The 24,301-nt window shown below is 61.9% G+C and carries 19 protein-coding genes; 15 read left to right on the top strand and 4 right to left on the bottom strand.

Annotation, left to right across the window (positions count from 1 at the left end; translation table 11 throughout):
- The first annotated feature begins 254 nt into the window (after window positions 1-254).
- The 14 genes from AC1UK9_RS13385 (at window position 255) to AC1UK9_RS13320 (ending at window position 17,248) form a co-directional block, all read left to right on the top strand.
- A complete protein-coding gene (locus tag AC1UK9_RS13385) occupies window positions 255-662 on the top strand; it encodes a hypothetical protein (protein WP_482580372.1) in 408 nt (135 codons plus the stop codon).
- 115 nt (window positions 663-777) lie between these two features.
- Window positions 778-1,566 carry a hypothetical protein gene (locus AC1UK9_RS13380; protein WP_482580370.1) on the top strand — a complete coding sequence of 263 codons (789 nt, stop codon included), beginning with the start codon at window positions 778-780 and terminating at the stop codon, window positions 1,564-1,566.
- A 10-nt stretch (window positions 1,567-1,576) separates the two neighbouring features.
- Complete coding sequence (locus AC1UK9_RS13375) at window positions 1,577-3,028, top strand: DUF1254 domain-containing protein (protein ID WP_482580368.1); 1,452 nt, start codon at window positions 1,577-1,579, stop codon at window positions 3,026-3,028.
- 13 nt (window positions 3,029-3,041) lie between these two features.
- Complete coding sequence (locus AC1UK9_RS13370) at window positions 3,042-4,445, top strand: DUF1254 domain-containing protein (RefSeq protein WP_482580366.1); 1,404 nt, start codon at window positions 3,042-3,044, stop codon at window positions 4,443-4,445.
- A gap of 12 nt (window positions 4,446-4,457) precedes the next feature.
- Window positions 4,458-5,408: a SphA family protein gene (locus AC1UK9_RS13365; RefSeq protein ID WP_482580364.1), complete on the top strand. Its 951-nt coding sequence runs from the start codon at window positions 4,458-4,460 to the stop codon at window positions 5,406-5,408.
- Between the two features lie 19 nt (window positions 5,409-5,427).
- Window positions 5,428-6,408: an AAA family ATPase gene (locus AC1UK9_RS13360; RefSeq protein WP_482580362.1), complete on the top strand. Its 981-nt coding sequence runs from the start codon at window positions 5,428-5,430 to the stop codon at window positions 6,406-6,408.
- An 8-nt stretch (window positions 6,409-6,416) separates the two neighbouring features.
- Entirely contained in the window at window positions 6,417-7,355 is a 939-nt protein-coding gene (locus AC1UK9_RS13355; RefSeq protein ID WP_473015624.1) for a DUF58 domain-containing protein, read from the top strand.
- Complete coding sequence (locus AC1UK9_RS13350) at window positions 7,352-7,951, top strand: DUF4381 domain-containing protein (protein WP_482580360.1); 600 nt, start codon at window positions 7,352-7,354, stop codon at window positions 7,949-7,951. Before AC1UK9_RS13355 ends, AC1UK9_RS13350 begins: the two co-directional genes overlap by 4 nt.
- On the top strand, window positions 7,938-8,930 hold the full coding sequence (locus AC1UK9_RS13345; protein WP_482580358.1) for a vWA domain-containing protein: 993 nt from the start codon (window positions 7,938-7,940) through the stop codon (window positions 8,928-8,930). The genes AC1UK9_RS13350 and AC1UK9_RS13345 overlap by 14 nt, the downstream gene beginning before the upstream one ends.
- Before the next feature lies 1 nt (window position 8,931).
- Window positions 8,932-10,512: a VWA domain-containing protein gene (locus AC1UK9_RS13340; protein WP_482580356.1), complete on the top strand. Its 1,581-nt coding sequence runs from the start codon at window positions 8,932-8,934 to the stop codon at window positions 10,510-10,512.
- Window positions 10,509-11,870: a BatD family protein gene (locus AC1UK9_RS13335; RefSeq protein WP_482580355.1), complete on the top strand. Its 1,362-nt coding sequence runs from the start codon at window positions 10,509-10,511 to the stop codon at window positions 11,868-11,870. The genes AC1UK9_RS13340 and AC1UK9_RS13335 overlap by 4 nt, the downstream gene beginning before the upstream one ends.
- Window positions 11,867-12,889: an HAD family hydrolase gene (locus tag AC1UK9_RS13330; protein ID WP_482580353.1), complete on the top strand. Its 1,023-nt coding sequence runs from the start codon at window positions 11,867-11,869 to the stop codon at window positions 12,887-12,889. The genes AC1UK9_RS13335 and AC1UK9_RS13330 overlap by 4 nt, the downstream gene beginning before the upstream one ends.
- 72 nt (window positions 12,890-12,961) lie before the next feature.
- Window positions 12,962-14,551 carry an arylsulfatase gene (locus tag AC1UK9_RS13325; RefSeq protein ID WP_025110027.1) on the top strand — a complete coding sequence of 530 codons (1,590 nt, stop codon included), beginning with the start codon at window positions 12,962-12,964 and terminating at the stop codon, window positions 14,549-14,551.
- A gap of 192 nt (window positions 14,552-14,743) precedes the next feature.
- A complete protein-coding gene (locus AC1UK9_RS13320) occupies window positions 14,744-17,248 on the top strand; it encodes a spermidine synthase (protein WP_482580352.1) in 2,505 nt (834 codons plus the stop codon).
- Between the two features lie 106 nt (window positions 17,249-17,354).
- Here the strand turns inward: AC1UK9_RS13320 and AC1UK9_RS13315 are convergent, their stop codons facing one another.
- A complete protein-coding gene (locus AC1UK9_RS13315) occupies window positions 17,355-18,032 on the bottom strand; it encodes a DUF3313 domain-containing protein (RefSeq protein WP_025110029.1) in 678 nt (225 codons plus the stop codon).
- 216 nt (window positions 18,033-18,248) lie between these two features.
- Between AC1UK9_RS13315 and AC1UK9_RS13310 the strand changes: the two genes are divergently transcribed.
- A complete protein-coding gene (locus AC1UK9_RS13310; protein ID WP_482580350.1) occupies window positions 18,249-20,606 on the top strand; it encodes a tetratricopeptide repeat protein in 2,358 nt (785 codons plus the stop codon).
- Between the two features lie 144 nt (window positions 20,607-20,750).
- Here the strand turns inward: AC1UK9_RS13310 and AC1UK9_RS13305 are convergent, their stop codons facing one another.
- The 3 genes from AC1UK9_RS13305 to AC1UK9_RS13295 form a co-directional block, all read right to left on the bottom strand.
- Window positions 20,751-21,725 (bottom strand): hypothetical protein, encoded by a 975-nt coding sequence (locus tag AC1UK9_RS13305; RefSeq protein ID WP_482580348.1) that lies wholly within the window; start codon window positions 21,723-21,725, stop codon window positions 20,751-20,753.
- A 183-nt stretch (window positions 21,726-21,908) separates the two neighbouring features.
- Window positions 21,909-22,388, bottom strand: coding sequence for a DUF934 domain-containing protein (locus AC1UK9_RS13300; protein ID WP_025110032.1), 480 nt, complete (start codon window positions 22,386-22,388; stop codon window positions 21,909-21,911).
- Window positions 22,385-24,058 (bottom strand): nitrite/sulfite reductase, encoded by a 1,674-nt coding sequence (locus AC1UK9_RS13295; protein ID WP_482580346.1) that lies wholly within the window; start codon window positions 24,056-24,058, stop codon window positions 22,385-22,387. Before AC1UK9_RS13295 ends, AC1UK9_RS13300 begins: the two co-directional genes overlap by 4 nt.
- Window positions 24,059-24,301: the final 243 nt, after the last annotated feature.

Genomic DNA, 24,301 nt, shown 5'->3' with positions numbered 1-24,301 from the left:
CCCGCTCCCACAATGGATTGCATTCAGTCAGCCAATCAATCGTCGCTGATGGTGATCGATCACTACACCAGGCGGATTCTGGAGATGGATGGCGGGTTACCCATCCAGCAGCGTCACCACAAAACCACTGTGGGAGCGGGCTTGCTCGCGAAGGCGGCGGATCAAACAACTGATGAGTTGAATGACACACCGCCTTCGCGAGCAAGCCCGCTCCCACACTGGATTGCATTCAGTCAGCGAATCAATCGTCGCTGATGGTGATCGATCACTACACCAGGCGGATTCTGGAGATGGATGGCGGGTTACCCATCCAGCAGCGTCACCACAAAACAACTGTGGGAGCGGGCTTGCTCGCGAAGGCGGCGGATCAAACAACTGATGAGTTGAATGACACATCGCCTTCGCGAGCAAGCCCGCTCCCACAATGGATTGCATTCATTCAGTCAGCCAATCAATCGTCGCTGATGGTGATCGATCACTACACCGGGCGGATTCTGGAGATGGATGGCGGGTTACCCATCCAGCAGTGTCACCACAAAACAACTGTGGGAGCGGGCTTGCTCGCGAAAGCGCCATCTCTGGCGAAACACTTAACCCTTAGCACACAACACAAGTGTGATTCTGTATACAAAACCGAAGAATTAATCCATTCGACTGGCTAACTCCCCATAAGCTGCTAGCGTCAATCGGACGTGTCCTACAGGCTTGATAAAAAAGAAATTACGACCAAACGGCCGACAAGTGCCGAGCTGTCTATAAGCCACCAGGGAATCGGGGATGAAGTTCAATCGAGTGGGGAAGACTCTCTTTCTGGCCGGGTCGCTGGCCGCTACGTGCGCCCAGGCGGATAACGCCGAAGACTCCAATAAAAGCAACAACCCGTTGAACATTGCTCCGGGCGCGAACCTGCAGGATTCCTACACTCCCCGACTCTATGACTCCAACGCGCATACCAACGACGTGTTGCTGCGCGGCACCTTGCCGATAGCGCCCAACGATTTCATCGGCGTACCACAACTGGTGCGCGCAACATTGCCGATCAGCACCCGCCCCGATCCGCACAATGGCTACAGCACCGGCATCGGTGATCTGAACCTGTTCGATATCTTCATCCTGAAAACCGAAGGCATACAGCTCGGCATCGGGCCGCTGATCACCGCACCGACCGCCGAACAGAATGAACTGGGCACCGGCAAATGGCAGGGCGGCCTGGCCGCGGTGGCCATCGATTCTTCGCCACGCGGCCTGCTCGGCGCACTGGTGCAGTACCAGAGCTCGTTTGCCGGCGACAGCGCCCGCGCCCATGTCGAAAGCGCCACGCTGCAGCCGTTCATCATCCATAACCTGGAAAAGGGCTGGTACCTGCGCTCCACCGGCACCTGGACCTTCGACCTGAAAAACAACACTCACTACATCCCTGTCGGGCTGGGCCTGGGCAAAGTCTGGAAGTCGGGCAGCAACATCCTCAACGCGTTCGTCGAGCCGCAGTGGACCGCAGACCGCAAGGGCGACGGCCTGCCGCAGTTCACCCTGTACACAGGCATCAACGTGACATTCGGAAAATAAGGATATTGCGATGCACATTGCACTGCGCGCAGCCGGTTTCAGCCTCATGACATTATTCGCCAGTTGCGGCGTCGGTGCGCAGGACCTGGATACTCGCATCGGCAAGATTGCCATGGACGGCGAGTTACCGGCCCATGATTCGATCGCCAGCCTGTACGCCGAACTCGATTTCCAGCAGGCCACCCAGAGTTATCTGTGGGCCTTGCCGCTGGTGTCCTACGCACAGTGGCAGGAAGAGTTTCGCGACAAACTCGGCGCACGCAGCGGCGATCTGATGGTCCTCGACAGCTACGAAGACAAGCTCGGCGTGATCACTGCCAACGCCACCACGCCCTACATTCTGGGTTTCGTCGACTTGAGTGAAACCGGGCCTCTGGTGATCGAGTTGCCGCCGGGGCCAACCGCCGGCGGTATCGGTGATTTCTGGCAGCGGGCAATTATCGACATGGGCCAGACCGGTCCCGACAAGGGCGAGGGCGGCAAGTATCTGGTGCTGCCTCCAGGCGCCGAGCCACCAGCGGATGCCGGCCAGTATTACCTGGCCAAATCGGAAACCATGAACGTGCTGGTGGGGTTTCGCGTACTTGATCCAGATCCGGCCAAAGGCAAGGCGCTGGTCGAGAATTTCAAGATGTACCCGTACGCGCAACGCAGCGCCCCCGGCAAAACCCGCCTGCTCTCACCGCAAGGCAAACCGTGGTCCGGCACGCAGCCCCGGGGCATTGCCTATTGGCAGCGCCTGCATCAGATCATCCAGAAAGAACCGGTCAACGAACGTGACCGCTTCTACATGGCGATGCTTGCCAGCCTTGGCATTGAGAAGGACAAACCGTTCAATCCCAATACCCGGCAACGCAAGGCACTGGAACAAGGGGTACAGGTCGGCGAATTGATCGCCAAGGCCAACACCTTCGCCAAGCGCTTTCCCGACGCCCAGTACTGGCCCGACCGGCATTGGGACAAGGTGCTGAACATCGCCGAACCGTCGCAACGCGTGGCCTATTACGACCAGTTGTGGGAACGCAGCGCGTGGTTCTACGAGGCAGTCACCAACACCAAAGGCATGATTTCCCGGACGCCCGGACTGGGCCAGACCTACCTCGGCGCCTACTCCGACGCCAAGGGTGACTGGCTCGACGGCGGCAAGCGTTATCGCCTGCACCTCGGCGCCAATCCGCCGGCCAAGCAGTTCTGGTCGATGACCGTGTACGACATCGCCAGTCGCTGCCTGATCGACAACCCGCAGCGCAAGGCTGATCTGTCTTCGCGTCAGGACTTGAAGAAGAACGCCGACGGTTCGGTGGACCTCTACTTCGGCCCTACCGCCCCCAAAGGGTTCGAGAACAACTGGGTACAAACCCTGCCTGGCAAGCACTGGTTCAGTTATTTCCGTCTGTACGCACCGACCGAAGCGTATTTCGACAAGAGCTGGAAACTCGACGACATCACGCTCGCGCCATAAACAAGGACGCACCATGCACACACGCAGTCTGTTGCTGACCGGCCTCGCCCTTACCCTGAGCACCAGCGTCTGGGCCGATTTCAGCGCCACCCCTGAAGAGGCCCGGGGTATTGCCAAAGAGGCCTACCTGTACGGTTTCCCGGTGGTGGAAATGTACAAGACCCTCTACACCCAGGCAGTCGATCGCAAGAGCCCGAACTACAAGGCGCCGTTCAATCAGATCGGCAACACCGCCAAGGCCTTCACCGCCAAGGACACCGCCTTCGTCACGCCGAACGCCGACACGCCCTACTCGTTCGTCTGGATGGACCTGCGCACCGAACCGCTGATCCTGACCCTGCCGCCCATCGAGGAGCACCGCTACTACTCGGTGCAACTGATTGACGCCTACACGCAGAACTTCGCTTATCTGGGCACGCGCAGCACCGGCAATAACGGCGGCCATTTCATGATTGCCGGACCACAGTGGCAGGGTCAGCAACCGGTCAATATCGACCGCCTGCTGCGCAGCGAAAGCAACATCACCTACGCGCTGTACCGCACGCAACTGTTCGATGAAAAGGATCTGGGCAAGGTCCGGCAGATCCAGAAAGGCTACAAGGTCGAAACCCTCAGCCATTACCTGAAACAGAAAGCCCCGGCGCCGGCGCCAAAAATCAGTTGGCCGGCACCCACGCCAACCATGAGCGAAACTCCGGACCTGTTCCGTTACCTGAACTTCATGCTCGCCTTCACCCCGCCGCAAGATGTCGAGAAAGACCTGCTCGAGCGCTTCGCCAAAATCGGCATCGGCGCTGGCCAGCCGTTTGATCCGGGCAAACTCACTGCCGAGCAGCGCAAGGCACTGGAGGACGGCATCAGCGACGCCAAGGCTGAATTCGCCGCGTTCAAGAAAGACAAGGTCGATACCCACGAGATCAGCAGCGGCGACCTGTTCGGCACCCGCGATCACCTCAAGGGCAATTACCTCTATCGCTACGCCGGCGCCAACATGGGCATCTTCGGCAACTCGGCCGAGGAGGCGAACTACTTCGGCTACTTCGTCGACAAGGACGGCCAACCGGCCGACGCCTCGAAACACGATTACACCCTGCATTTCGCCAAGGGCGCCCTGCCCCCCGCCGACGCGTTCTGGTCGCTGACGATGTACGACGGCAAAAGCAAATGGCTGGTCGCCAATCCGCTCAATCGCTACCTGATCAATTCACGGATGCTGCCGGACCTGAAACTCGATGCCGACGGCGGACTGACCCTGTATGTGCAGCACAAGAACCCGGGTAAAGCCCGACAGGCCAATTGGCTGCCGGCACCGAACGGGCCGTTCTACGCAGTATTGCGCCTATATCTGCCGAAGCCGGAAGTGGCCAGCGGCGAATGGAAAATACCGCAGCTCAACCCCGTCAACTCAAAACAATAAGCGGAGTCAGTGATGGTCAAGCCTTACGTTGTGCGTCCCTTATTGGCGCTGTGCATGATCGGCAGTCCGCTGCTGTATGCCGCCGAGGGTGGTGTGGGTCGACCGATCACCGGTCAGCAGGTGTTTTCCAATGCCGGGATCGTACCGCCGGAACCCGGGTGGGTCGTTTCGGTGACCAGCATCTGGTACGACGGCTCGCTCAAAGGCAGCCGGGGTGCGCCGATTTCCGGCGAAATCAGCGCCGGGATCGACATGAAAGTCTCTTACACCATGACCAACCTGACCCACGTCTGGGACACCGGCAAAGGCCCGTGGAACTTTGCCTCGGCGGTCGGCATTCCGTTGCAGTACACCGACGTTGACGCAGCCATCACCGGCCCGCGCGGACGGACCCTCGGCACCAGCGATTACGGCACTCAATTTGCCGATGCACTGGTGACGCCGATTGCCGCCGGCTACCACTTCGATGAACTGAACCACATCGCGTTCTCCCTGCCGATCTACGTGCCGACCGGTGCCTATAACGAGAACCGTCTGGCCAACCCGGGCCAGAACAATTACACGTTCATGCCGACCGTGGCCTTCACCCACCTGGATGGCAAGGGTGGCGAGTTCACCCTGTCCAGCGGTCTGGAGTTCTATACCGAAAACACCACCACTGATTATCGCAACGGCAACATCTTCACCCTCGATGCGCTGTGGACCCACGGTTTTGGCAGTGGCTGGAGCGCCGGTCTGGCGGCCGGTTATATCCAGCAGGTCACTGACGACAAGGGCCAGACCGCCGACGCACTGAATGGCTTCCGTGGCCGCTCGGTCGGTGCCGGCCCGGTGATCGGCTGGGCCGGCAAGTTCGCCGATGCCCAGGCCAGCATCAGCGCGCGCTGGGTGCCCGAGTTCGATACCAAGAACCGCCCGGAAGGCAATGGTTTCGCCATCAACATGACCCTGGCGTTCTTCTAGACCTGCAAAGGACTGTCTCATGACTGCACTCACCGACCTCAACGCCCTGCAAGCCAGCATCGCCGAAGCGGTACTCGGCCAGGATCAAGTCATTCGGCAGATCCTTCTCGGTCTGTTGGCCAACGGGCACCTGCTGCTGGAGAGTCTGCCGGGGCTGGCCAAGACCCGCACGGTCAAGGCGCTGGCCAAGCACCTGGATGCGAAAATGAGCCGGATCCAGTTCACGCCCGACCTGCTGCCCTCGGACATCACCGGCGCCGAGGTGCTGCATCAGGTCGAGGGCAAGCACGAGATTCGCTTCCAGCCCGGCCCCTTGTTCGGCAACCTGATCCTCGCCGACGAGATCAACCGCGCGCCGGCCAAGGTCCAGGCGGCGCTGCTGGAAGCCATGGAGGAACGGCAGATCACCGTGGCCGGCAACAGCCATGCACTGCCGGAATTGTTCATTGTGGTGGCGACGCAGAACCCGATCGAGCAGGAAGGCACTTACCCGCTGCCGGAAGCGCAGATGGACCGTTTTCTGATGAAAGTCCTGCTGGATTACCCCAGCGCCGAAAACGAAAGCCAGGTGCTGCGCCTGCTGCGCAACGAAGAGTTCAGCCACGGGGCGAACACCTCGCCCGCCAAGGGTTTCAGCCTGGCGCAGGAGGTGATCTTCGCCGCGCGTAAAGAGGTCAGTGCGGTGCATGTCTCGCCGGCCATCGACACCTACCTGATCGACCTGATCAACGCCACCCGCCACCCCGCCGATTACGACGAAGACCTCGCCCGCTGGATCGCCATTGGTGCCAGCCCTCGCGGCGGTATCGGTCTGGACCGCTGCGCCCGCGCCGATGCGTGGTTGCAGGGGCAGGACTTTGTCTCGCCGGACAACGTGCGCGCGGTGGTGCACCCGGTGCTGCGCCATCGCCTGCAACTGAGCTACGACGCGGTGGCTGATGGCGTGACGGCAGATCAGGTGCTGGACCGGATCCTCGACAAAGTGGCGATTCCTGCCTGAGGTTGAATATGCAAAGCAGCGACGGGCTGGTCTATGTCTCTCTGGCGCAATTGATGGCGCTGGAGTTCAAGGCCCGTGACCTGAGTTTTCTGGCGCGCCAGCCGCAGGGCAGCATCCTTGCCGGCAACCATGCCTCGCGCCTGCGCGGGCGCGGCCTGAACTTCGATGAGCTGCGCCGCTATCAGCCCGGCGACGACCTGCGTCACCTCGACTGGCGTGCCTCGCTGCGTACCGGCAAACCGGTGGTGCGCACCTTCACCGAAGAGCGTGATCGCCCGGCGCTGATCGTGGTCGATCAGCGCATGTCGATGTTCTTCGGTTCGCAGCGCAGCTTCAAATCTGCGCTGGCTGCCGAGCTCGCGGCGCTGACGGCATGGATGGTGTTCAACGCCGGTGACCGGGTCGGCGGGCTGGTGTTCAACGATCAGCGTATCGACAGCATCGCGCCGTTGCGCAGCCGCAAACGGGTAGAAGCGCTGCTCAGTCGCGTCGTCGAACACAATCAGGCGCTGAACGCTGCCAACCCCGATGCCGAAGACGAAGACCAACTGGACAAAGCCTTGCAGCGCTGCCTGGCACTGGCCGGGCATGACCATTTGATGTGCATTGTCAGTGACTTTGCCGGGGCCGGCGAGCGCACCTTGCAATTGATGCGACAACTGTCGGCGCACAACGACGTGATCGCTCTGCAAGTCTACGATCCGCTCGCCTTGAAGCTGCCAGGCGACGGCCGGCTGCTGGTCACCCAGGGCCAGTTGCAAGTGGAACTGGCCGTTGAAAAGCGCAACGTGCATCAACCGTTGGGCGATTACCTCGGCGGCCGGCTCAAGGATGTCGCCACCCTGCTGCGCCGCAGTCAGGTGCCGCTGATGATGTTCAGCACCGCCGAAGAAGCGCATGAGCAATTGCGCGCCGAACTCGGTAAGAGTGCCGGGGCACGGCGATGACGCCGAACATCCCGAGCATCGACCAGCTCCAGGAGCTGGGCTTGTCCGCACCCGTCAGCTATGCACCGCAGACCTGGGGCTGGTGGGTGTTGCTCGCGATACTGCTGTTGAGCGCGATGCTGATGGGGCTGCGCCGTTATCGCCAATGGCGACGGGATCAGTATCGGCGTGAGGCGCTGCAGCGCCTGGCGCAGTTGCGCGGGCGCAGTGATGACCTCAGCGCCCTGCGCGAACTGCCGGAGCTGTTAAAACGCGTGGCCCTCTCAATACCCGCACATTCCCGGCACTGGAACGCCCGCCCTGTGGGAGCGAGCCTGCTTGCGAAAAGATCGGCACATCGAACATCCATGTCGCCTGGCACACCGCTTTCGCGAGTAAGCCCGCTCCCGCAGGGTCTTGCGGCGCTTGGAGGACTGGATTGGCAACGTTACTTGCAGCAGCACTGTAAAAAAGCGCTGCCCGCCGATTTCAGCGCCCAACTCGCCCTACTCGCCTACGCCCCGGACGCCACTCTGCGCGCCCTCCCCGCCGAACAGCGCCAGGCGTTGTTCGACACCTGCCAGCATTGGGTGGAGCAGCACCATGTGGCAGCTTGATTACCCGTGGCTGTTGCTGGTGTTGCCGCTGGCCTGGCTCGCTTACCGCTACTTGCCTGCCTACAACGAAGCCCGCAGCGCGGTGCGCGTACCGTTTTTTGCTGCCATGAGCCGCGCGATCGGGCAAACACCGAGCAGCGTCGGCAACCGGCGCAATCGCTGGCAACTGCTATTGAATCTGCTCATCTGGGCGCTGGTTCTGTTGGCCGCTGCCCGCCCGGTGTTCGTCGAAAAAACCATCGAGCGCCAACAACCGGTGCGCGACCTGATGCTCGCCATCGATCTCTCGCAATCGATGGAAACCGAAGACTTCACCAATGCTGGCGGGGAGAAAATCAATCGCCTGGCGGCCGTCAAAGAGGTGGTGCAAGGTTTCATCGACAAGCGCAAGGATGATCGCATCGGCCTGATCGTGTTCGGCAGCGGTGCCTACCCGCAAGCGCCGCTGACCCTCGATCACCCCAGCCTGTCGCTGTTGCTGGCCGACACCGGCATCGGCATGGCCGGGCCGAACACCGCCATCGGCGACGCCATCGGCTTGAGCCTGAAGCTGCTGGACCAGGCCCACGAGCAGGAAAAAGTGCTGATCCTGCTCACCGACGGCAACGACACCAGCAGTGCGATCACCCCGGACCATGCCGCCGAAATGGCTGCCTACAAAGGCGTGGTGATCCACACCATCGGCATCGGCGATCCGAGCGCTTCAGGCGAGGCTAAGGTCAATCTGCAGGGCCTGGAACAAATCGCCCAGACCACCGGTGGGCAGTTCTTCCGTGCCGAAGACCGCAGCGCGCTGGATCAGGTCTACAGCACCCTCGACCGCCTCACTCCGCATCAGGTGAAAACCCTCAGCCACCAGCCTCAGCGCGAGTTGTTCTACTGGCCGCTGGGCGCCGCGCTGGCGTTGTTGGTCGTGTATCACCTGGGCGCCATGTTGCGCCCACGGCTGTCACTTGCCCGCCAGCGACAGGAGGCCTGAGATGGACATCAACCTCAGTGACCTGCATTTCCTGCGTCCGCTGTGGCTGTTGCTGGCTTTGTTTGCGGCACTGCTGCCGCTGATCTGGCGCCGCAGCCGCGACCTGCAGCGGCGGCTGCGCGGCAACATCGCCGAACACCTGCTACCGCACCTGCTGGTCACCCCGCAGGATCACCAACGCCTGCGACCCGTGCACTGGTTGTGCGCGCTGCTGATACTCGGCGCCATCGCGACGGCCGGGCCGACCTGGGAGCAGGATCGCCCGGACTTCCTGGAGAACCGTGCACCGCTTATCGTGGCCGTCGATCTGTCACCGTCGATGGACGCCAGTGACGTGCAACCGACACGCCTGGAAGCGGCCAAGCACACACTCCACAATCTGATCCAGCGCCGCGCCGGCGCCCGCACCGCGTTGATCGCCTATGCCGGCAGCGCGCATCTGGTACTGCCGCCGACTGACGATCCGGCGCTGCTCGACAGCTTTATCCAGGCCTTGGGCACCGGGCTGATCGATAAAAAGGGCAAGGACGTCAGCGCCGTCATCAAGCAAGCCAGGCGCCTGCTCAGCGCCGAAAAAACGCCCGGCACGCTGCTGCTGATCACCGACGGCGCCGACGCGGCGCAACTCGATGGACTCGACCAGCAATTGCGCGGCAGCGCTTTGCAAGTGCTGGTGCTCGCGGTCGGCAACGAGGACGGCGGGGTCATTCAGGGCGCCAATGGCCAGCCGAAAACCGACAGCAACGGGCGCCCGGTGCTCGGCAGTTTCGATCAGGCGGCGCTCAAGCAATTGGCGTCCGCCGTCGACGCGCCGCTGGGCAGCCTGACTCTCAACGACGATGATCTGGACTGGATCGAATTGCACGCTCAACAGCACTTCCAGAGTGCCAGCGCCGAACAGCAGGAGTTGCACTGGAAGGACGCCGGTTACTGGCTGTGCTGGCCGCTGTTGTTGCTGGCACTGGTCGGCGTGCGCAAGGGCTGGAGCGTCAACTGGGTGCCAGCGCTGCTGTTGGCCGCAGGCCTTGGCTGGCCGGCCGCACCAGCGCAGGCCAACGCGCTGACCGATGCATTCTTCACCCGCGATCAGCAAGGACGCTGGGCCTTCGAACATGAGCACTGGCCGCAAGCGGCGGCGCTGTTTGTCGATCCGTACTGGAAAGGCGTGGCGGCGTATCACGCCTCTGACTACGACCTCGCACTGGCGACCTTTGCCCGGCTGGACACGCCGCAGGCCTACTTCTACTTGGGCAACATCTACGTGCGGCGCTTCAAGTTCGATCAGGCGATTGCCGCCTACACCCAGGCCTTGAAACTGCAACCGCAGTTCCCCGAAGCCACGGCCAATCTGGCGTTGGCGCAGGCCTTGCTCAAGGACACCGACAGCGCCGGCAAAAACGCCCCCGAGACCAAGCCGGATGAGGTGAAGTTCGACAAGGCGCCGGGCAAGGGCCACAGCAAAAAGGTCGAGACCGAACAAGCGGCATCCGATGCGCTGTGGCTACAGAACCTGAGCACCTCGCCAGCGAAATTCCTCAAGCAGAAGTTCAGCTTGCAGGATCAGGCGGGAGGTAAGCCATGAACCCGACCCACAGTGGGAGCGAGCCTGCTCGCGAAGAGGCCAGATCAGTAGCCGCAAAAATCAGCAGTCTGCTGCTGACCAGCCTGCTCAGCCTGAATGCCTTTGCCGCCACCCCCCAACTCAAAGTCCAGGCCCACCTGCAACCCGCCGAAGGCGCCATGGTCGGCGGCCTGGTCGAGCTGCAAGTCGACGTACTCACTGACACCTGGTTTACCAGCGCCGCCACCCTGCCCGACTTGAAACTCGACGGCGCGCTGGTGATGCCGCCCGACAGCCAGGCGCAGCACCTGAACCAGATCATCGACGGTCAGTCCTTCAGCGGCATGCGCTACAGCTACCTGATCACCCCGAATGTCGCGCAGCGCTACGAGATTCCGGCGCTGACCGTCAGCGCAACGCCGGGGCAGGCCGCCACTGCAATCAGCGCGCAAAGCCAACCGCTGCAGTTCAGCGCCGCCCAGCCGCCCGGATTCAAACCCGGAGAACCGCCGCTGGTGGCCAACGGCGTGCGCTTTACCCAAAGCGTGATCAACTCGGCAACGCCATTGAAAGTCGGCGACAGCATCACTCGCCAACTGACCTTGCAGGCCGACGGCGCACTGGCGATGGCCCTGCCCGTGCCGACGCTGGGTGATGTCGCCCACCTCAGTCGCTATGCGAAAACCCCGCAAGTGAGCAACCTCGATGACGGCCGCGGCACCATGCTCGGCGGCCAGCGCATCGACAGCGTCACCTACCGCATCGACAAGGCCGGCACGCACACCCTGCCCACCATCGAGGTGAAATGGTGGGACGCCAAAACCCGACAATTGCGCACCACGCAGGTGCCGGCGGTGACATTCGAAGCGGCGGCCACCAGTGCCGAAAAGCAGGTATTTTCGATCACCGAAGACCTCAAGCAACTGGACCGCAACAGGCTGTATTTCTCCACGGCATGGCTGCTGTGGCTGGCGCTGCTCACGGCCGTCATTGGCGCCGGTTACTGGCTACGCCCGGCCATCCTGCGTGCGCACCAGCAATGGCAGGCACGCCAGCGTGCGCGGCAACTGGCCTGGGAGCAATCAGCGGCTTTCACCTGGCAGCAAATCGAGCCACAACTGCAAGCACAACCGGCGCAATTGACTGCGCTGTACCTGTGGCTGCGACGCAGTCGGCTGGGGCTGAAACTGGTCGATGCCGGCCCACGCCTGCAAGGCCTGTTGCGCGGTCTTTACGGTCGCGAACCGACACCCGGACAAACACTCGTTCAACTGCGCCAATCGTTGACTACGCTTCACAGTCAGGCCGAACAACAGCAGCACAAACCAGTCCCGGCCCTGCGCCCGCTCAACCCCGTCCACGAAAGGGATTTCCCATGACGAACCCGCCACAGCACCGTCAACGTTTCAGCCTTGCGCTGTGGTTTGCGCTGGCATTGCCACTGCTGGCCCAGGCCACGGAACCGCTGCCGTCATGGAACGACGGACCGGCCAAAAACAGCATCATCGAATTCGTGCGAGCGGTCACCGACCAGTCCGGCAAGGACTTCGTCAAACCCGCCGAGAGGATTGCCGTTTTCGACAACGACGGCACCCTGTGGAGCGAGCAGACGATGTATTTCGAGCTGCTGTTCGCCCTCGATGAAGTCAAACGCAATGCGCCGCAACACCCGGAATGGAAAACCACCCAGCCGTTCAAGGCGGTGCTGGAAAACGACCACAAGGCACTCGCGGCTGCCGGTATGGACGGCATTCTGAAGATTTTCGGCGCTACCCACACCGGCATGACCACCGAGGCCTTCGATGACTACGCCAAGACCTGGCTAAGTCAGGCGCGCCACCCGAAGACCGGCAAGCCCTACACCGAAATGATCTTCCAGCCGATGCTGGAAATGCTCGACTACCTGCGCAGCCAGGACTTCAAGACCTATATCGTTTCCGGCGGCGACACCGCGTTCATGCGGGCCTTCGCCGAAAAGGTCTACGGCATCCCGCCGGAACAGGTGATTGGCACCACGTTCGTCACCGCGTTCCAGCTCAAGGACGGCAAAGCCTCGATCCTGCGCACACCAAAACTGGCGCACAACGACGATGGCCCGGGCAAACCGGAAAGTATCGATGCGGTGATCGGCAAGCGGCCGATCCTCGCCTTCGGCAATTCCGACGGCGACCTGCAGATGCTGCAGTGGACCGCCGCCGGGCCGGGCAAGCGCTTCATGGGCCTGGTGCACCACACCGACGCCAAGCGCGAGTGGGCCTACGACCGCAAATCAGACATTGGCCGGCTCGACAAGGCCCTCGACGAAGCGAATTCCCGCGGCTGGACCGTGGTGGACATGGCAGCCGAATGGCGCCGGATCTATCCGTTCGATCCACCGGCAAACGAGCAGGTGCAATAAGAAAAAGCGTGATGCAGGACTGCAGGAAACGTAAGTCGCAATAAACGACCCCCACAAAAAGGAGCAAGTCAGATGACTCGCATACGCAAGTGGCTACCGAAATTCGCCCTGGTGGCAACCTCGGTGATGGCGCTGTCGGCAACCGCCACAGCGGCCGAAAAACCCAACATACTGGTGATCTTTGGCGATGACATCGGCCAGACCAACATCAGTGCCTATTCCATGGGCGTGGTGGGCTACAAGACCCCGAACATCGACCGGATTGCCAAAGAAGGCATGATGTTCACCGACTACTACGCAGAGAACAGCTGCACGGCCGGACGCTCCTCCTTCATCACCGGGCAGACGCCATTGCGTACCGGTCTGTCGAAAGTCGGTATCCCCGGCGCACCGGTGGGCCTGCAAAAACGTGACATCACCATTGCCCAGGCGCTCAAGGGCCTGGGTTATGCCACCGGCCAGTTCGGCAAGAACCACTTGGGCGACAAGGATGAATACCTGCCAACCAACCACGGTTTCGACGAATTCTTCGGCAACCTGTATCACCTCAATGCCGAGGAAGAGCCTGAGCGTCCGTACTGGCCCAAAGACGACGCCGATTTCGTCAAGGCCAACACCCCGCGGGGCGTGATCCACAGCTTCGCCGACGGCAAGATCGAAGACACCGGCGCCCTGACCACCAAGCGCATGGAAACCATCGACGACGAAACCACCGCCGCCGCGCAGGCGTTCATCGAGAAACAAGCCAAGGCTGACAAGCCGTTCTTCGTCTGGATGAACACCACCCGCATGCACGTGTTCACCCATGTGCGTGATTCGATGAAGGGCCAGAGCGGCATGCCCGGCAACGAGTATGCGGACGGCATGCTGGAACACGATGCCGACGTCGGCAAGCTGCTGAAAACCATCGATGACCTGAAAATCGCCGACAACACCATCGTCGTCTACACCACCGACAACGGCCCGAACCAGTTCTCCTGGCCGGACGCGGCGACCACGCCGTTCCGCAACGAGAAAAACTCCAACTGGGAAGGTGCGTATCGCGTACCGGCCATGATTCGCTGGCCGGGCAAGATCAAGCCGGGAGAAGTGTCCAACGAGCTGTTCTCGGGCATGGACTGGTTTCCGACCCTGCTTGCAGCGGCAGGCGATGCCGACGTAAAAAACAAACTGCTCAAGGGTTGGGCGCCGACTGCCGGTGGCACCAACTTCAAAGTGCATCTGGACGGTTTCAACCAACTGCCGTACCTGACCGGTCAGCAGCCTGCCGGCGAGCGCAAGGAGTTCTACTACTTCAACGATGACGGTGTGCTGGTATCGATGCGCTTCGGCAACTGGAAAGTGGTGTTCTGCGAGCAACGTCAACCGGGTGGTTTCAGAGTCTGGAGCGAACCCTTCGTGTGCCTGCGCGTACCGAAGATCCTCAACCTGAGAATGGACCCGTACGAGCGCGCCGACGTGGTTTCCGATCAGTACTACGATTGGCAGACCAAAAACGTTTACCTGGCGGCGCAAGCGGTACAGAAGGCGGCGGGCTTCCTGCAGACCTTCATCGACTACCCGCCAAGCCAGAAACCGGCCAGTTTCAGCATCGACCAGATCCGTGCTGCGGTAGACGCCAAGATTGCCGAGAAGATGAAAGCGGCACCGGCTGCACAGTAAACCGCTGGATTGTCGTCCGTCCTCAGCGGCGGACGGCCATGTATTGACTTGGGACCGTGTCGGCCTCATTCGCGAGCAGGCTCGCTCCCACAGGGGATTCAGGGGGAACCCAAGTCCAATGTGGGAGCGGGCTTGCTCGCGAAGAGGCCAGCACCGTCACCGCCATTTCCGAATTGAAATAAGGCAATCCGCATGCCCTCACGTATCGCCAGCAAGCCGTCGGCCATACCCGCCCCGCAAGTCGCCAGCGCAGCGTTGCTGTTTCCCGCCCTGCTGCTGTGCGTCTCCGGCGCCGCGGCCCTGGTGTATCAAGTGCTGTGGATCAAGCAACTGTCGCTGGTGGTCGGGGTCGAGGTCTACGCCATCACCACCGGCATCAGCGCGTTTTTCGCAGGACTGGCCATCGGTGGCTGGTGGTTCGGGCGCTGGGCGGATCGCCTGCAGCAACCGGTGCTGCTCTACGCCGGGCTGGAAGTGCTGGTGGCAATACTGGGCGTCGGCGCGACGTTTGCCTTGAGTGTTTCCGCCAGCGGGTTTGCCTGGCTGCAAGGTCACGTCGGTTTGCTCGCCTGGCTGTTGCCGTTTGCGCTGGTCGGCCTCCCCGCCGTATTGATGGGCGGCACCCTGCCGGTGCTGGTGCGCTCACTGACGACTGATCCGGGCAAGGCCGGCGGTCAGTTGTACGCCGCCAACACCTTGGGCGCGATTGTCGGCACGTTGCTCGCCGCATTCGTGCTGATCGCCACCCTCGGCGTGCGCGGCAGCGCGCTGTTTGCCGCGATGCTCAATCTGCTGGCCGCTGCCGGTGCGCTGTGGCTGCAGCGTCAGCACCCGACAGCGGTGGCGGCGCTGGTCAAACATCACAACGAAAAAGCTGCAGACCGCACTGCGCTGTGGTTGTATTCGATCGCCGGTGGTGTGGCGCTGGGCTATGAAGTGGTCTGGTCGCAGTCGATCGTGCAGTTCATGAGCACCCGCACCTATGCGTTTGCTGTGGTTCTGGCCACTTACCTGACCGGACTGTTCCTCGGCAGCGCCCTGCTCGCCCGGCGCGTCGAGCGCATCCGTGATCCGTGGGGAGTCTTCGGTTTGTTGATTGCCGGTGCCGGGTTGGTCGCGTTGGTGGAAATTGCCGTGCTCGGTCGCTGGCTGATCCTCGCGCAGACTCAGACCGAGATGTGGTTGCTGAGCCTGGGTGCCAGCGAACTGGTCGGCATGAGCGCACGTTTTGCCGTGGCGGCGCTGAGCATTGTGTTCGTGCCGACCTTGTTGCTGGGCGCAGCTTTCCCGCTGGCACTGCGGCTGAGCGTCGGCCACGGGCATGTCGGTCGTGATGTGGGCGCCGTCGTGGCGTTCAACACCCTAGGCGGGATCGTCGGGGTGATGCTCTGCGGTTTCCTGCTGATCCCGTTGCTGGGGTTGGTGCGCACGCTGGGTCTGCTGGCAATCATCGCCGCCAGCATCGGCTACGTGGCCGTGCGCAAAGGCCACCACGTCAAGAAAGGCCGACGTCAGGCCGTGGTCGCACTGGGGCTGGTGTCGGTCGCGCTGGCCGTGCTGACGCCAGTCGACAAACTCGCCAGCCTGCTGCCCGGGGCGCGTAACGGCGCGCTGACATTCTATGAAGAAGGCCGAGGCGGTACGGTGGCGGTAGTCGCGCAGGGCCGTGGTGAAAACGCGTTCCACCGTTTGTACATTCAAGGCGTGTCCAACACCGGCGATGCCATGCCGTCGCTGCGCTACATGCGCATTCAGGCGCTGTTGCCGCTGCTGATTCACAACGGCGAGCCGCGTTCGACACTGGTGATCGGCTTCGGCACCGGCATCACCGCCGGCGCCATGCTGCGCTATCCGGGGCTGGAACATCGAGTAGTCGCCGAGCTGTTGCCGTCAGTGGTCAAAGCTGCTCCGCTGTTCAAAGGCAATTTCAACGCGGCCAACGATCCTGCAGTGGATGTGCGCCTGCGCGACGGCCGCCAGGAACTGCTGCGCAGCGAACAGACGTACGACCTGATCACCCTCGAACCGCCACCGCCGTCGGCGGCTGGTGTGGTCAACCTGTACTCGCGGGATTTCTATCAGTTGGCGGCCAGCCGCTTGCAGCAACAAGGCATCGTCGCGCAATGGCTGCCGCTGCCGACGCAGAACATCGATGACTCACGCTCACTGGTGCGCAGCTTCCTCGACGTGTTCCCGTATGCCTCGCTGTGGACCAGCGAGTTCCACGAGATGCTGCTGGTCGGCTCGTTGCAACCGATGGAACTGGACGCGGCGAAAATCACCGAGCGCTTCCAGCAGGACACTGTGCGCAGCACTTTGCAGGATGTCGGGATCGGCTCGGCCGCCGCGTTGCTCGCGACCTGGGTCACCGACCGCGCGGGCCTTGAGCGCTTCGCCGCGAATGCCCCGGCAGTGACGGACGATCAGCCACGTATCGAATACGCGCCGTGGGTACGCAGCAAGGAAATCACCCGGGTACTGCCGGCGCTGCTGGACCTCTATCAGCCGCCGCCACTGGTCAATGCCGATGCCGGATTCAGCGAGCGAATGGACGCCCACCGTCAGCGCCTGATGCAGTTTTACCGCGCAAGCCTGCATGCGTATGACGGAGATCGGGATGCGTGGGGGCGGGATATGCGTGAAGTGATGCGTTGGGATGGCGGCAACCCGTACTTCCGCTGGTTTACCGGGCAGTAACGGGTTGCCTGAAAGACCGCTTTCGCGAGCAGGCTCGCTCCCACACTGAACTGTGTCGTGCACAAAGCCAATGTGGGAGCGTGCCTGCTCGCGAAGCTTTCAGCCGTTATTTGGAGTTGGCCTTGAGCTTCACATACATCTGATGCATGTCATTGGCCCAGCCATCGATCACCGGTTTGACGTCGGAGGCCTTCATCGCCTGCGTGTCATTTTCCAGCGGTTTGCCGGTGCCTTTGCGCACCACTTGCGCCACGACCTTGTTGGTCGCGCCATCCAGAAACACTGCTTCCGTGGCCAGAGTGGTTTCCTGATCGCGGATACCGCTGGCAGTGCTGACCGCTGCGGCCACCAGGGCAATCGGGATCACTTCATAAGCGTGCAGGCCTTCATTCTTGCTGCTGACCGCGGTGATCGCCGCACGTACCACAATCACCCCCGGCCCGGGGCCGGTGGCCAACGGCAGGTCTTTGCCAATTTCACGCTTGAGCGCCTGATCGTAGTAGGAGGTGATGCCGTTGAGGGTCTGCTGGGAAATCTTCGCGGTCGGTTGGGGTTTCGGATAGAGCTGAGTCGGCTCGATGTAGGCACTGGTGAACTTGTTGATGTCGACCTTGGGGTCGATCCAGCGCATCACTTCGGCACCGGACGGGGATTTGGCCTCCTTGAGTTGGCTGTAGTCCTTGAGGAAGCCGGAATACTCGTCGGGAGCGACGGTGCTGCTGGAACAACCCACCACGCCGAGAGTGGCAATGCAGAGGGTGCCCATCATTACTGCTAGCTTCATGCTGTAACTCCTGTCAGAAGGCCAGAAACTTTTTGGGTTGGGGGGAGTTACAGGTATAGCTAAAACCCCGGCAATTGCGATTCGAAAGCACAAAATTCAACTCAGGCTGCGCGGCTGATCACAACCGTCATTTGACAGGAGCCGAGCATCCGGCAAAGCTGCATCGAGCTTGAACGCACGCCAGATGGCAAATGCACCTGGACCATGGAAGTCGTAATGCCCAAGCATAAAAATAAAGTCGCACAGCCTGATCCTGATTCGTCCCGACCGTCCCTTTCCCGTTACCTGTTTCCCGTCACCATCGGCGTACTGCTGGCAGCCGTGGCCGCTATCGGCTGGTTTCTGTTCAGCCCCGCGCCGGCCCCGCTCAAAGCCTTGCCGGTCAGCGCGCCGGCAGCTGTTGTCGCCAAACCACCGCCGGTGGCGCGCAAACCCGCGAGCCTGGTCGACGAGCAACCATGCCAGGGCTGCCACACCGAGCAGGTCAAGGACTGGCAAGGCTCGCACCACCAATTGGCGATGCAGGCCGCCCATGCCGACAGCGTGCTCGGCGACTTCAATAACATCACCTTCAAGGCCGAGAACGAGACCACCCGTTTCTCGCGCAAGGGCGACGAATTCTGGGTCAACACGCCCGGCATCGACGGCAAGAACGCCGACTTCAAAGTCGCCTACACCTTCGGTATCGCGCCCCTGCAGCAGTACCTGATCGAGGTCGGCCAAGGCCGCTTGCAGGCGCTCGGCGTGGCGTGGGATACCGAGCAGCACCGCTGGTTTCACCTCTACCCCGGCCAAGGCGTGAACTTCAAGAATCCGCTGCACTGGAGCAAGCCGAGCCAGAACGCCAACTTCATGTGCGTCGAGTGCCACACCACTGGTTTCAAACGCAATTTCGATGCGGCCAGCAACACCTTCAATAGTCAGTGGAACAGCCTCGGCGTCGGCTGCCAGGCCTGCCACGGTCCGGCGTCGAATCACCTGGAATGGGCGCAGAACAAGGACGACCTGATCCACAAGGGTTTTGCCGTCGACCTCAAGGACAACAACGCCACCGTCGAGATCGAGACCTGCGCGCGTTGCCATGCGCGCCGTGCGCCGTTGGGCGATGGTTACACCGTCGGCAAGCGCTTGATGGACGACTACCTGCCGAGCACCCTCACCCGCGAACTGTATGCGCTGGACGGCAAGATCAAGGATGAAGTGTTCGAACACGGCTCGTTCCTGCAAAGCAAAATGTTCGACAAGGGCGTGCGTTGCAGCAATTGCCACAACCCGCACAGCACCGAACTCAAGGCCCCGGGCAACGCGGTGTGCCTGCAATGCCACAACAGCGCTGGCAAGACCTCGGTCGCAGGCGTCGACGGCAAGGGCCTGCTGGCAAAGAATTACGACTCCGTCGAACACACCCGCCACGCGATGGGCCAGCCCGGCTCGCAGTGCGTCGATTGCCACATGCCCGGCAAGTTCTACATGGGCAACGACTTGCGCCACGACCACAGTTTCAGCATTCCCAACCCCGAGCGTGCGCAAAAGCTCGGCACCCCGGACGCCTGCCTGACGTGTCACCAGGGCAAGGCCGGCGACAGGATTACCGCGCAGTTCAAGCTGTGGAGCGCTTCCGCCGCCCCACAGGCACCGCGTTATGACGAAAGCCTGTGGCTGATCCGCAATGGCCAGCCCGGCGCCGCCAACGCGCTGTACGAGCAATTGCAGCGCAGCCACCTGCCGGCGATCCAGCGTGCGACGCTGCTGGCGGAACTGCCGCTGTACCCGAGTGAACACGCATTGAAACTGGCGACTCAGGACCTGAAAAACCCCGAGCCGCAGGTGCGTGAAAGTGCGGTGCGGGCGATCAGTGCCTTCCTGCCGCCACCGGAGCGCGCACCGCTGCTGACGCCGCTGTTGAATGACCCGGTCAAAGCGGTGCGCATCGTCGTCGCCCGGGACCTGCTGAGCGTGGCCCGCAACAACGGCCTTGGCACCGCACAAGCCCATTGGGACGCGGCGATTGCCGAGTACGAGGCAGTGCAGAAGAGCCTGCTGGAACGTGCCGAAGCCAACCTGAATCTGGCGATGCTCTATCAGGCCAGTGGTCGCAGTGGTGAAGTCGAAGGCTTGCTGCGCAGCGCACTGCAACGTGATCCGGATTTCTACCCGGCGCTGGTGACACTGGTGCAATGGCTGGAGGCCAGTGGCCGTGGGCAGGAAGCACAGATACTGCTGGATGACAGCCTCAAGGCGCACCCGGATGCGGCACTGTTGCAACACACCCGTGGCCTGTCACTGATTCGCGCTGGCAAGACCACCGAGGCCATGAGCGCACTGCACAAAGCCGTGCAGCTGGAACCGCAGAACGCGCAGTACGGTTATGTGCTGGCGGTGGCGTTGCACGACAGCGGCAAGGTCGATGAAGCGTGTGAAGTGCTGGAGCGTCTGCTCAAGGTACAACCGGCAAACCGCAATGCGCGGCTGTCGCTGATCCAGTACTACCTGGAGAACGGCCATGAGCCGAAGGCGCAGGTGCTGTTGCAGGGCTGGAAGAAGATGAACATGGGCGATCCGGCGCTGAAGTGACCGATCAGAACCCACCGCCCCCCCTTGTGGGAGCGAGCCCGCTCGCGAATGCGGTACATCAGTCGCCAGGGATGTTGGCTGAATGATCGCCTTCGCGAGCAGGCTCGCTCCCACAAGGTCAGCGTGAGTCTGATACTGCGCGGACTACCACGAAGACGTCGCCCCGCTCTTCAACGCCATCTCCCGCCGGCTGTTGGCGCGCATCGCCTTGATCAGCGACACCGAGCCCACCAGCAGGATCGCCGCGCCAAACAGGAAGTCGATGTTGTACAACTGGAAGTCCTGCACCGGCCCCACCAGCACCACGCGCACCACGGCAATCGCGACCAGGGTGGCGAGGAAGTCGATCCCCGGCTCATCGCGATAGAACACGTGCAGCAATGGCAGGCACAGCACCAACAGCAACAACAGCACCACGACCTTGAACGAGCCTTTGCGCTCGACGCTGAACGCGCATTCGTGCGGGCCGTAGGCCTTGTAGTCCTCGTCGCGGATCATCGAGTTTTTCTCGTTGATGTACTCGACGCGGTTGTACTTCTGGATGGGCGTGAAGGTGTTGGACATCGCCATCAGCGTGGTGATGTTCTTGAAGCGCAGGTCGATGCGCTCGCTGCCCTTGAGGTAATACAGCACCGGCTTGTAGCCGTAGCGATAGGTGTCGAAGGGGAATTCGGTGACCTGACCCTGTACGCCGATCGGCCGCGGCTCAAGCTCGGCATAAGCGCTCTTGGTCGGCGAAGCGAGGTTGCGGCTCAGCGGTTGGACCTTGACCTGTTCAAGGAAGATTGGCGTGACGCCGTACGACCACTGCAAGGGTTCCAGACGCAGGCGCAGTTCGTTGCGGCCCAGGTCATAGCGGTTGAAGGTGCGTTCGGAGACCACCAGCGAGCCACTGAGCATGAACTCGCCGCGCAGGTTGTTGGTCACGCGCAAGGTCAGTTGATCCTTGCCCAACAGCGCCGCTTCGGTGGACGGCGGCGTGCCGCACCACGCGGTGCTTTCACCGGCGCCGCCCAACTGGCCGTCGCGGTTTTCCTTGATCACATAGAAGTAACTGGCCCACAGCGTCAGCATCAACAGCAACGCCGTGAGGCCCAAAATCTTTTTGCCCGCGCTCACTACCCTGACTCCCTTCTTCGTTCCATCGTCCAGCCGAAAACCCGCTGGCGACGGGGACTCTACCAAAAGGCCAGCATCGACCCAAGGGAAAATCCGGGAATAGCGCAGGATCTAAGGGTTTCCCCTGTGCGAGCAATGCCAAACACCTGTGGCGAGGGCGCGTGTTCCCTCGCCACAGAATCTTCAGCGTCTGCGGAACAGCGGACGTGGTTCGATCACCGAGCGCCCATACAGCACACTCATTCCGGCCAGCCCTTTCAACGCATCTTCAGCCGACTTGTCCTCACGCACCGCAAAGCTGTCGAACCCGCACTGGCGCATGTGGCTGAGCTGATCACGCAACACATCACCAATCGCGCGCAACTCCCCGGCCCAGCCAAAACGGCTGCGCAACAGATACGCCTGACTATAAGCGCGACCGTCGCGAAAGCTCGGGAAGTCCAGAGCAATCAATGGCAGCGAGGCCAGCCACGGCACCACACTTTCAACCTCATCGTCCGGCCCCAGCCACACCGCGTGGGTCGAGGGCGATTGCAGCCAGTGCGCCAGCGGCAGTACCAGCAACCCTTGCGGCCGGTCTTGCTCCGGCTCGCGGACCAGCGTCCACGGATCGTCCTCGACCCGCCGCGCGACACCCTGCTCCAACCGCAGCAGATTGTTCATGCCGTCACCTCCAGCGCTTTCGGGTAGACCCGCTCCTTGAACGGCTCCAGGCCAATGCGCGCCACGGTGTCGACAAACAGCTCCTCGCTTTCGCGGTAACGCACGAAGGTGCCGATGATCCGCTCGATCACCTGCGGTACTTCGGCGGCGCTGAACGACGGGCCGATGACTTTGCCCAATGCGCTGTGCTTGCCCTGCGCACCGCCAAGGGTGATCTGGTACCACTCGCTGCCATTCTTGTCGACGCCGAGGATGCCGATATTGCCGATGTGGTGGTGGCCGCAGGCGTTCATGCAGCCGGAGATGTTCAGGCTGATGTCGCCCAGATCGTGCAGGTAATCGAGGTTGTCGAATCGCGCCTGAATCGCCTGGGCTATCGGGATCGACTTGGCGTTGGCCAGCGCACAGAAATCGCCGCCCGGGCAGGCGATGATGTCGGTCAGCAGGCCGACGTTGGCACTGCCCAGACCGCGCTCGCAGGCCAGTTGCCAGAGTTGATACAGGTCAGACTTTTGCACATCGGGCAGGACGATGTTCTGCTCATGGGCAATGCGGATCTCGCCAAAACCGAAGCGCTCCGACCAGTCGGCGACGGCCAGCATCTGCAACCCGGTGACATCGCCCGGTGGCGCGGCCAGACCCGGTTTGGTCGACAGCACCACGCTGGTGTAGCCGGGTTTCTTGTGCGGCTGCACGTTGCGCGCGACCCAGCGTGCGAACGCCGGGCTCTCGGCCAGGCGCGTGCCGAAATCCAGATCGGTATCGGCCAGAGTGTGGTAGATCGGCGGCACGAACGCACTGGCGACGCGCTCGTACTCAGCGTCGGTCAACTGCGCCGGGCCGTCCTTGAGGTGTTGCCATTCCTCTTCGACTTCCCGGGCGAACGCCTCGATGCCCAACGCCTTGACCAGAATCTTGATCCGCGCCTTGTACTTGTTGTCACGCCGACCGTGGCGGTTGTAGACCCGCAGGATCGCCTCGACGTAGGACAGCAGATGCTGCCACGGCAAGCCTTCGCGAATCTGCAGCCCCAGGATCGGCGTGCGCCCCAACCCGCCGCCGACGATCACCCGCAGGAGCATTTGTCCCTCGCGCCCCGGGTAAAGATACAGGCCGATGTCATGCATCATGATTGCCGCGCGATCCTGCCTGGCCGAGCAGATGGCGATCTTGAACTTGCGCGGCAGGAAGAGGAATTCAGGGTTGATCGTCGACCACTGCCGAAGGATTTCTGCCAGCGGACGCGGGTCGATCATCTCGTCCGCTGCGACCCCGGCGAAGGCCTCGGTGGTGATGTTGCGCACGCAGTTGCCGGAGGTCTGGATCGCGTGCATGTTGACCTGCGCCAGACGTTCGAGAATGTCCGGCACTTCGCTCAGTTCGATCCAGTTGAATTGCAGGTTCTGCCGGGTGGTGAAGTGGCCGTAACCGCGATCGTAATCGGCGGCGATGCTCGCCAGGGTGCGCATCTGTTCGGCACTCAGGGTGCCGTAGGGAATGGCGACTCGCAGCATGTACGCGTGCTTTTGCATGTACAGGCCATTCTGCAGACGCAGCGGCAGGAACTCCTCCTCGCTCAACTCCCCGGCCATGAAGCGCTCGACCTGATCGCGGAACTGCGCAACGCGCTCGAACACCAGCGCCCGGTCGTAATCATCGTATTGATACATGCAGCGGCTACCCCATCAGGTTTGAACGCATCTTCAAAACTGTGGGAGCGGGCTTGCTCGCGAAAGCGTTGTGTCAGGCAACTGAATTGTTGGCTGACACAACGCTTTCGCGAGCAAGCCCGCTCCCACAGGATTTTTCCTGACTATGGACGAACGGCGCAGCACGCAACAGATTCACCTGAAACGATAAAAACCGTATCAGGGCGCGGCAGATGGCCGCAGGCAGCACTTCAATCTGATCCG

This window comes from Pseudomonas sp. AK-TSAG1-1, from assembly GCF_056821665.1.
This window is presented reverse-complemented; position numbering and strand designations above follow the sequence as displayed.

What these genes read in the sequence shown, in the direction of transcription:
- AC1UK9_RS13385 (WP_482580372.1), top strand. Translation starts at nt 255, where the DNA reads ATGGTGATCGATCACTACACCAGGCGGATTCTGGAGATGGATGGCGGG.
- AC1UK9_RS13380 (WP_482580370.1), top strand. Translation starts at nt 778, where the DNA reads ATGAAGTTCAATCGAGTGGGGAAGACTCTCTTTCTGGCCGGGTCGCTG.
- AC1UK9_RS13375 (WP_482580368.1), top strand. Translation starts at nt 1,577, where the DNA reads ATGCACATTGCACTGCGCGCAGCCGGTTTCAGCCTCATGACATTATTC.
- AC1UK9_RS13370 (WP_482580366.1), top strand. Translation starts at nt 3,042, where the DNA reads ATGCACACACGCAGTCTGTTGCTGACCGGCCTCGCCCTTACCCTGAGC.
- AC1UK9_RS13365 (WP_482580364.1), top strand. Translation starts at nt 4,458, where the DNA reads ATGGTCAAGCCTTACGTTGTGCGTCCCTTATTGGCGCTGTGCATGATC.
- AC1UK9_RS13360 (WP_482580362.1), top strand. Translation starts at nt 5,428, where the DNA reads ATGACTGCACTCACCGACCTCAACGCCCTGCAAGCCAGCATCGCCGAA.
- AC1UK9_RS13355 (WP_473015624.1), top strand. Translation starts at nt 6,417, where the DNA reads ATGCAAAGCAGCGACGGGCTGGTCTATGTCTCTCTGGCGCAATTGATG.
- AC1UK9_RS13350 (WP_482580360.1), top strand. Translation starts at nt 7,352, where the DNA reads ATGACGCCGAACATCCCGAGCATCGACCAGCTCCAGGAGCTGGGCTTG.
- AC1UK9_RS13345 (WP_482580358.1), top strand. Translation starts at nt 7,938, where the DNA reads ATGTGGCAGCTTGATTACCCGTGGCTGTTGCTGGTGTTGCCGCTGGCC.
- AC1UK9_RS13340 (WP_482580356.1), top strand. Translation starts at nt 8,932, where the DNA reads ATGGACATCAACCTCAGTGACCTGCATTTCCTGCGTCCGCTGTGGCTG.
- AC1UK9_RS13335 (WP_482580355.1), top strand. Translation starts at nt 10,509, where the DNA reads ATGAACCCGACCCACAGTGGGAGCGAGCCTGCTCGCGAAGAGGCCAGA.
- AC1UK9_RS13330 (WP_482580353.1), top strand. Translation starts at nt 11,867, where the DNA reads ATGACGAACCCGCCACAGCACCGTCAACGTTTCAGCCTTGCGCTGTGG.
- AC1UK9_RS13325 (WP_025110027.1), top strand. Translation starts at nt 12,962, where the DNA reads ATGACTCGCATACGCAAGTGGCTACCGAAATTCGCCCTGGTGGCAACC.
- AC1UK9_RS13320 (WP_482580352.1), top strand. Translation starts at nt 14,744, where the DNA reads ATGCCCTCACGTATCGCCAGCAAGCCGTCGGCCATACCCGCCCCGCAA.
- AC1UK9_RS13315 (WP_025110029.1), bottom strand. Translation starts at nt 18,032, where the DNA reads ATGAAGCTAGCAGTAATGATGGGCACCCTCTGCATTGCCACTCTCGGC.
- AC1UK9_RS13310 (WP_482580350.1), top strand. Translation starts at nt 18,249, where the DNA reads ATGCCCAAGCATAAAAATAAAGTCGCACAGCCTGATCCTGATTCGTCC.
- AC1UK9_RS13300 (WP_025110032.1), bottom strand. Translation starts at nt 22,388, where the DNA reads ATGAACAATCTGCTGCGGTTGGAGCAGGGTGTCGCGCGGCGGGTCGAG.
- AC1UK9_RS13295 (WP_482580346.1), bottom strand. Translation starts at nt 24,058, where the DNA reads ATGTATCAATACGATGATTACGACCGGGCGCTGGTGTTCGAGCGCGTT.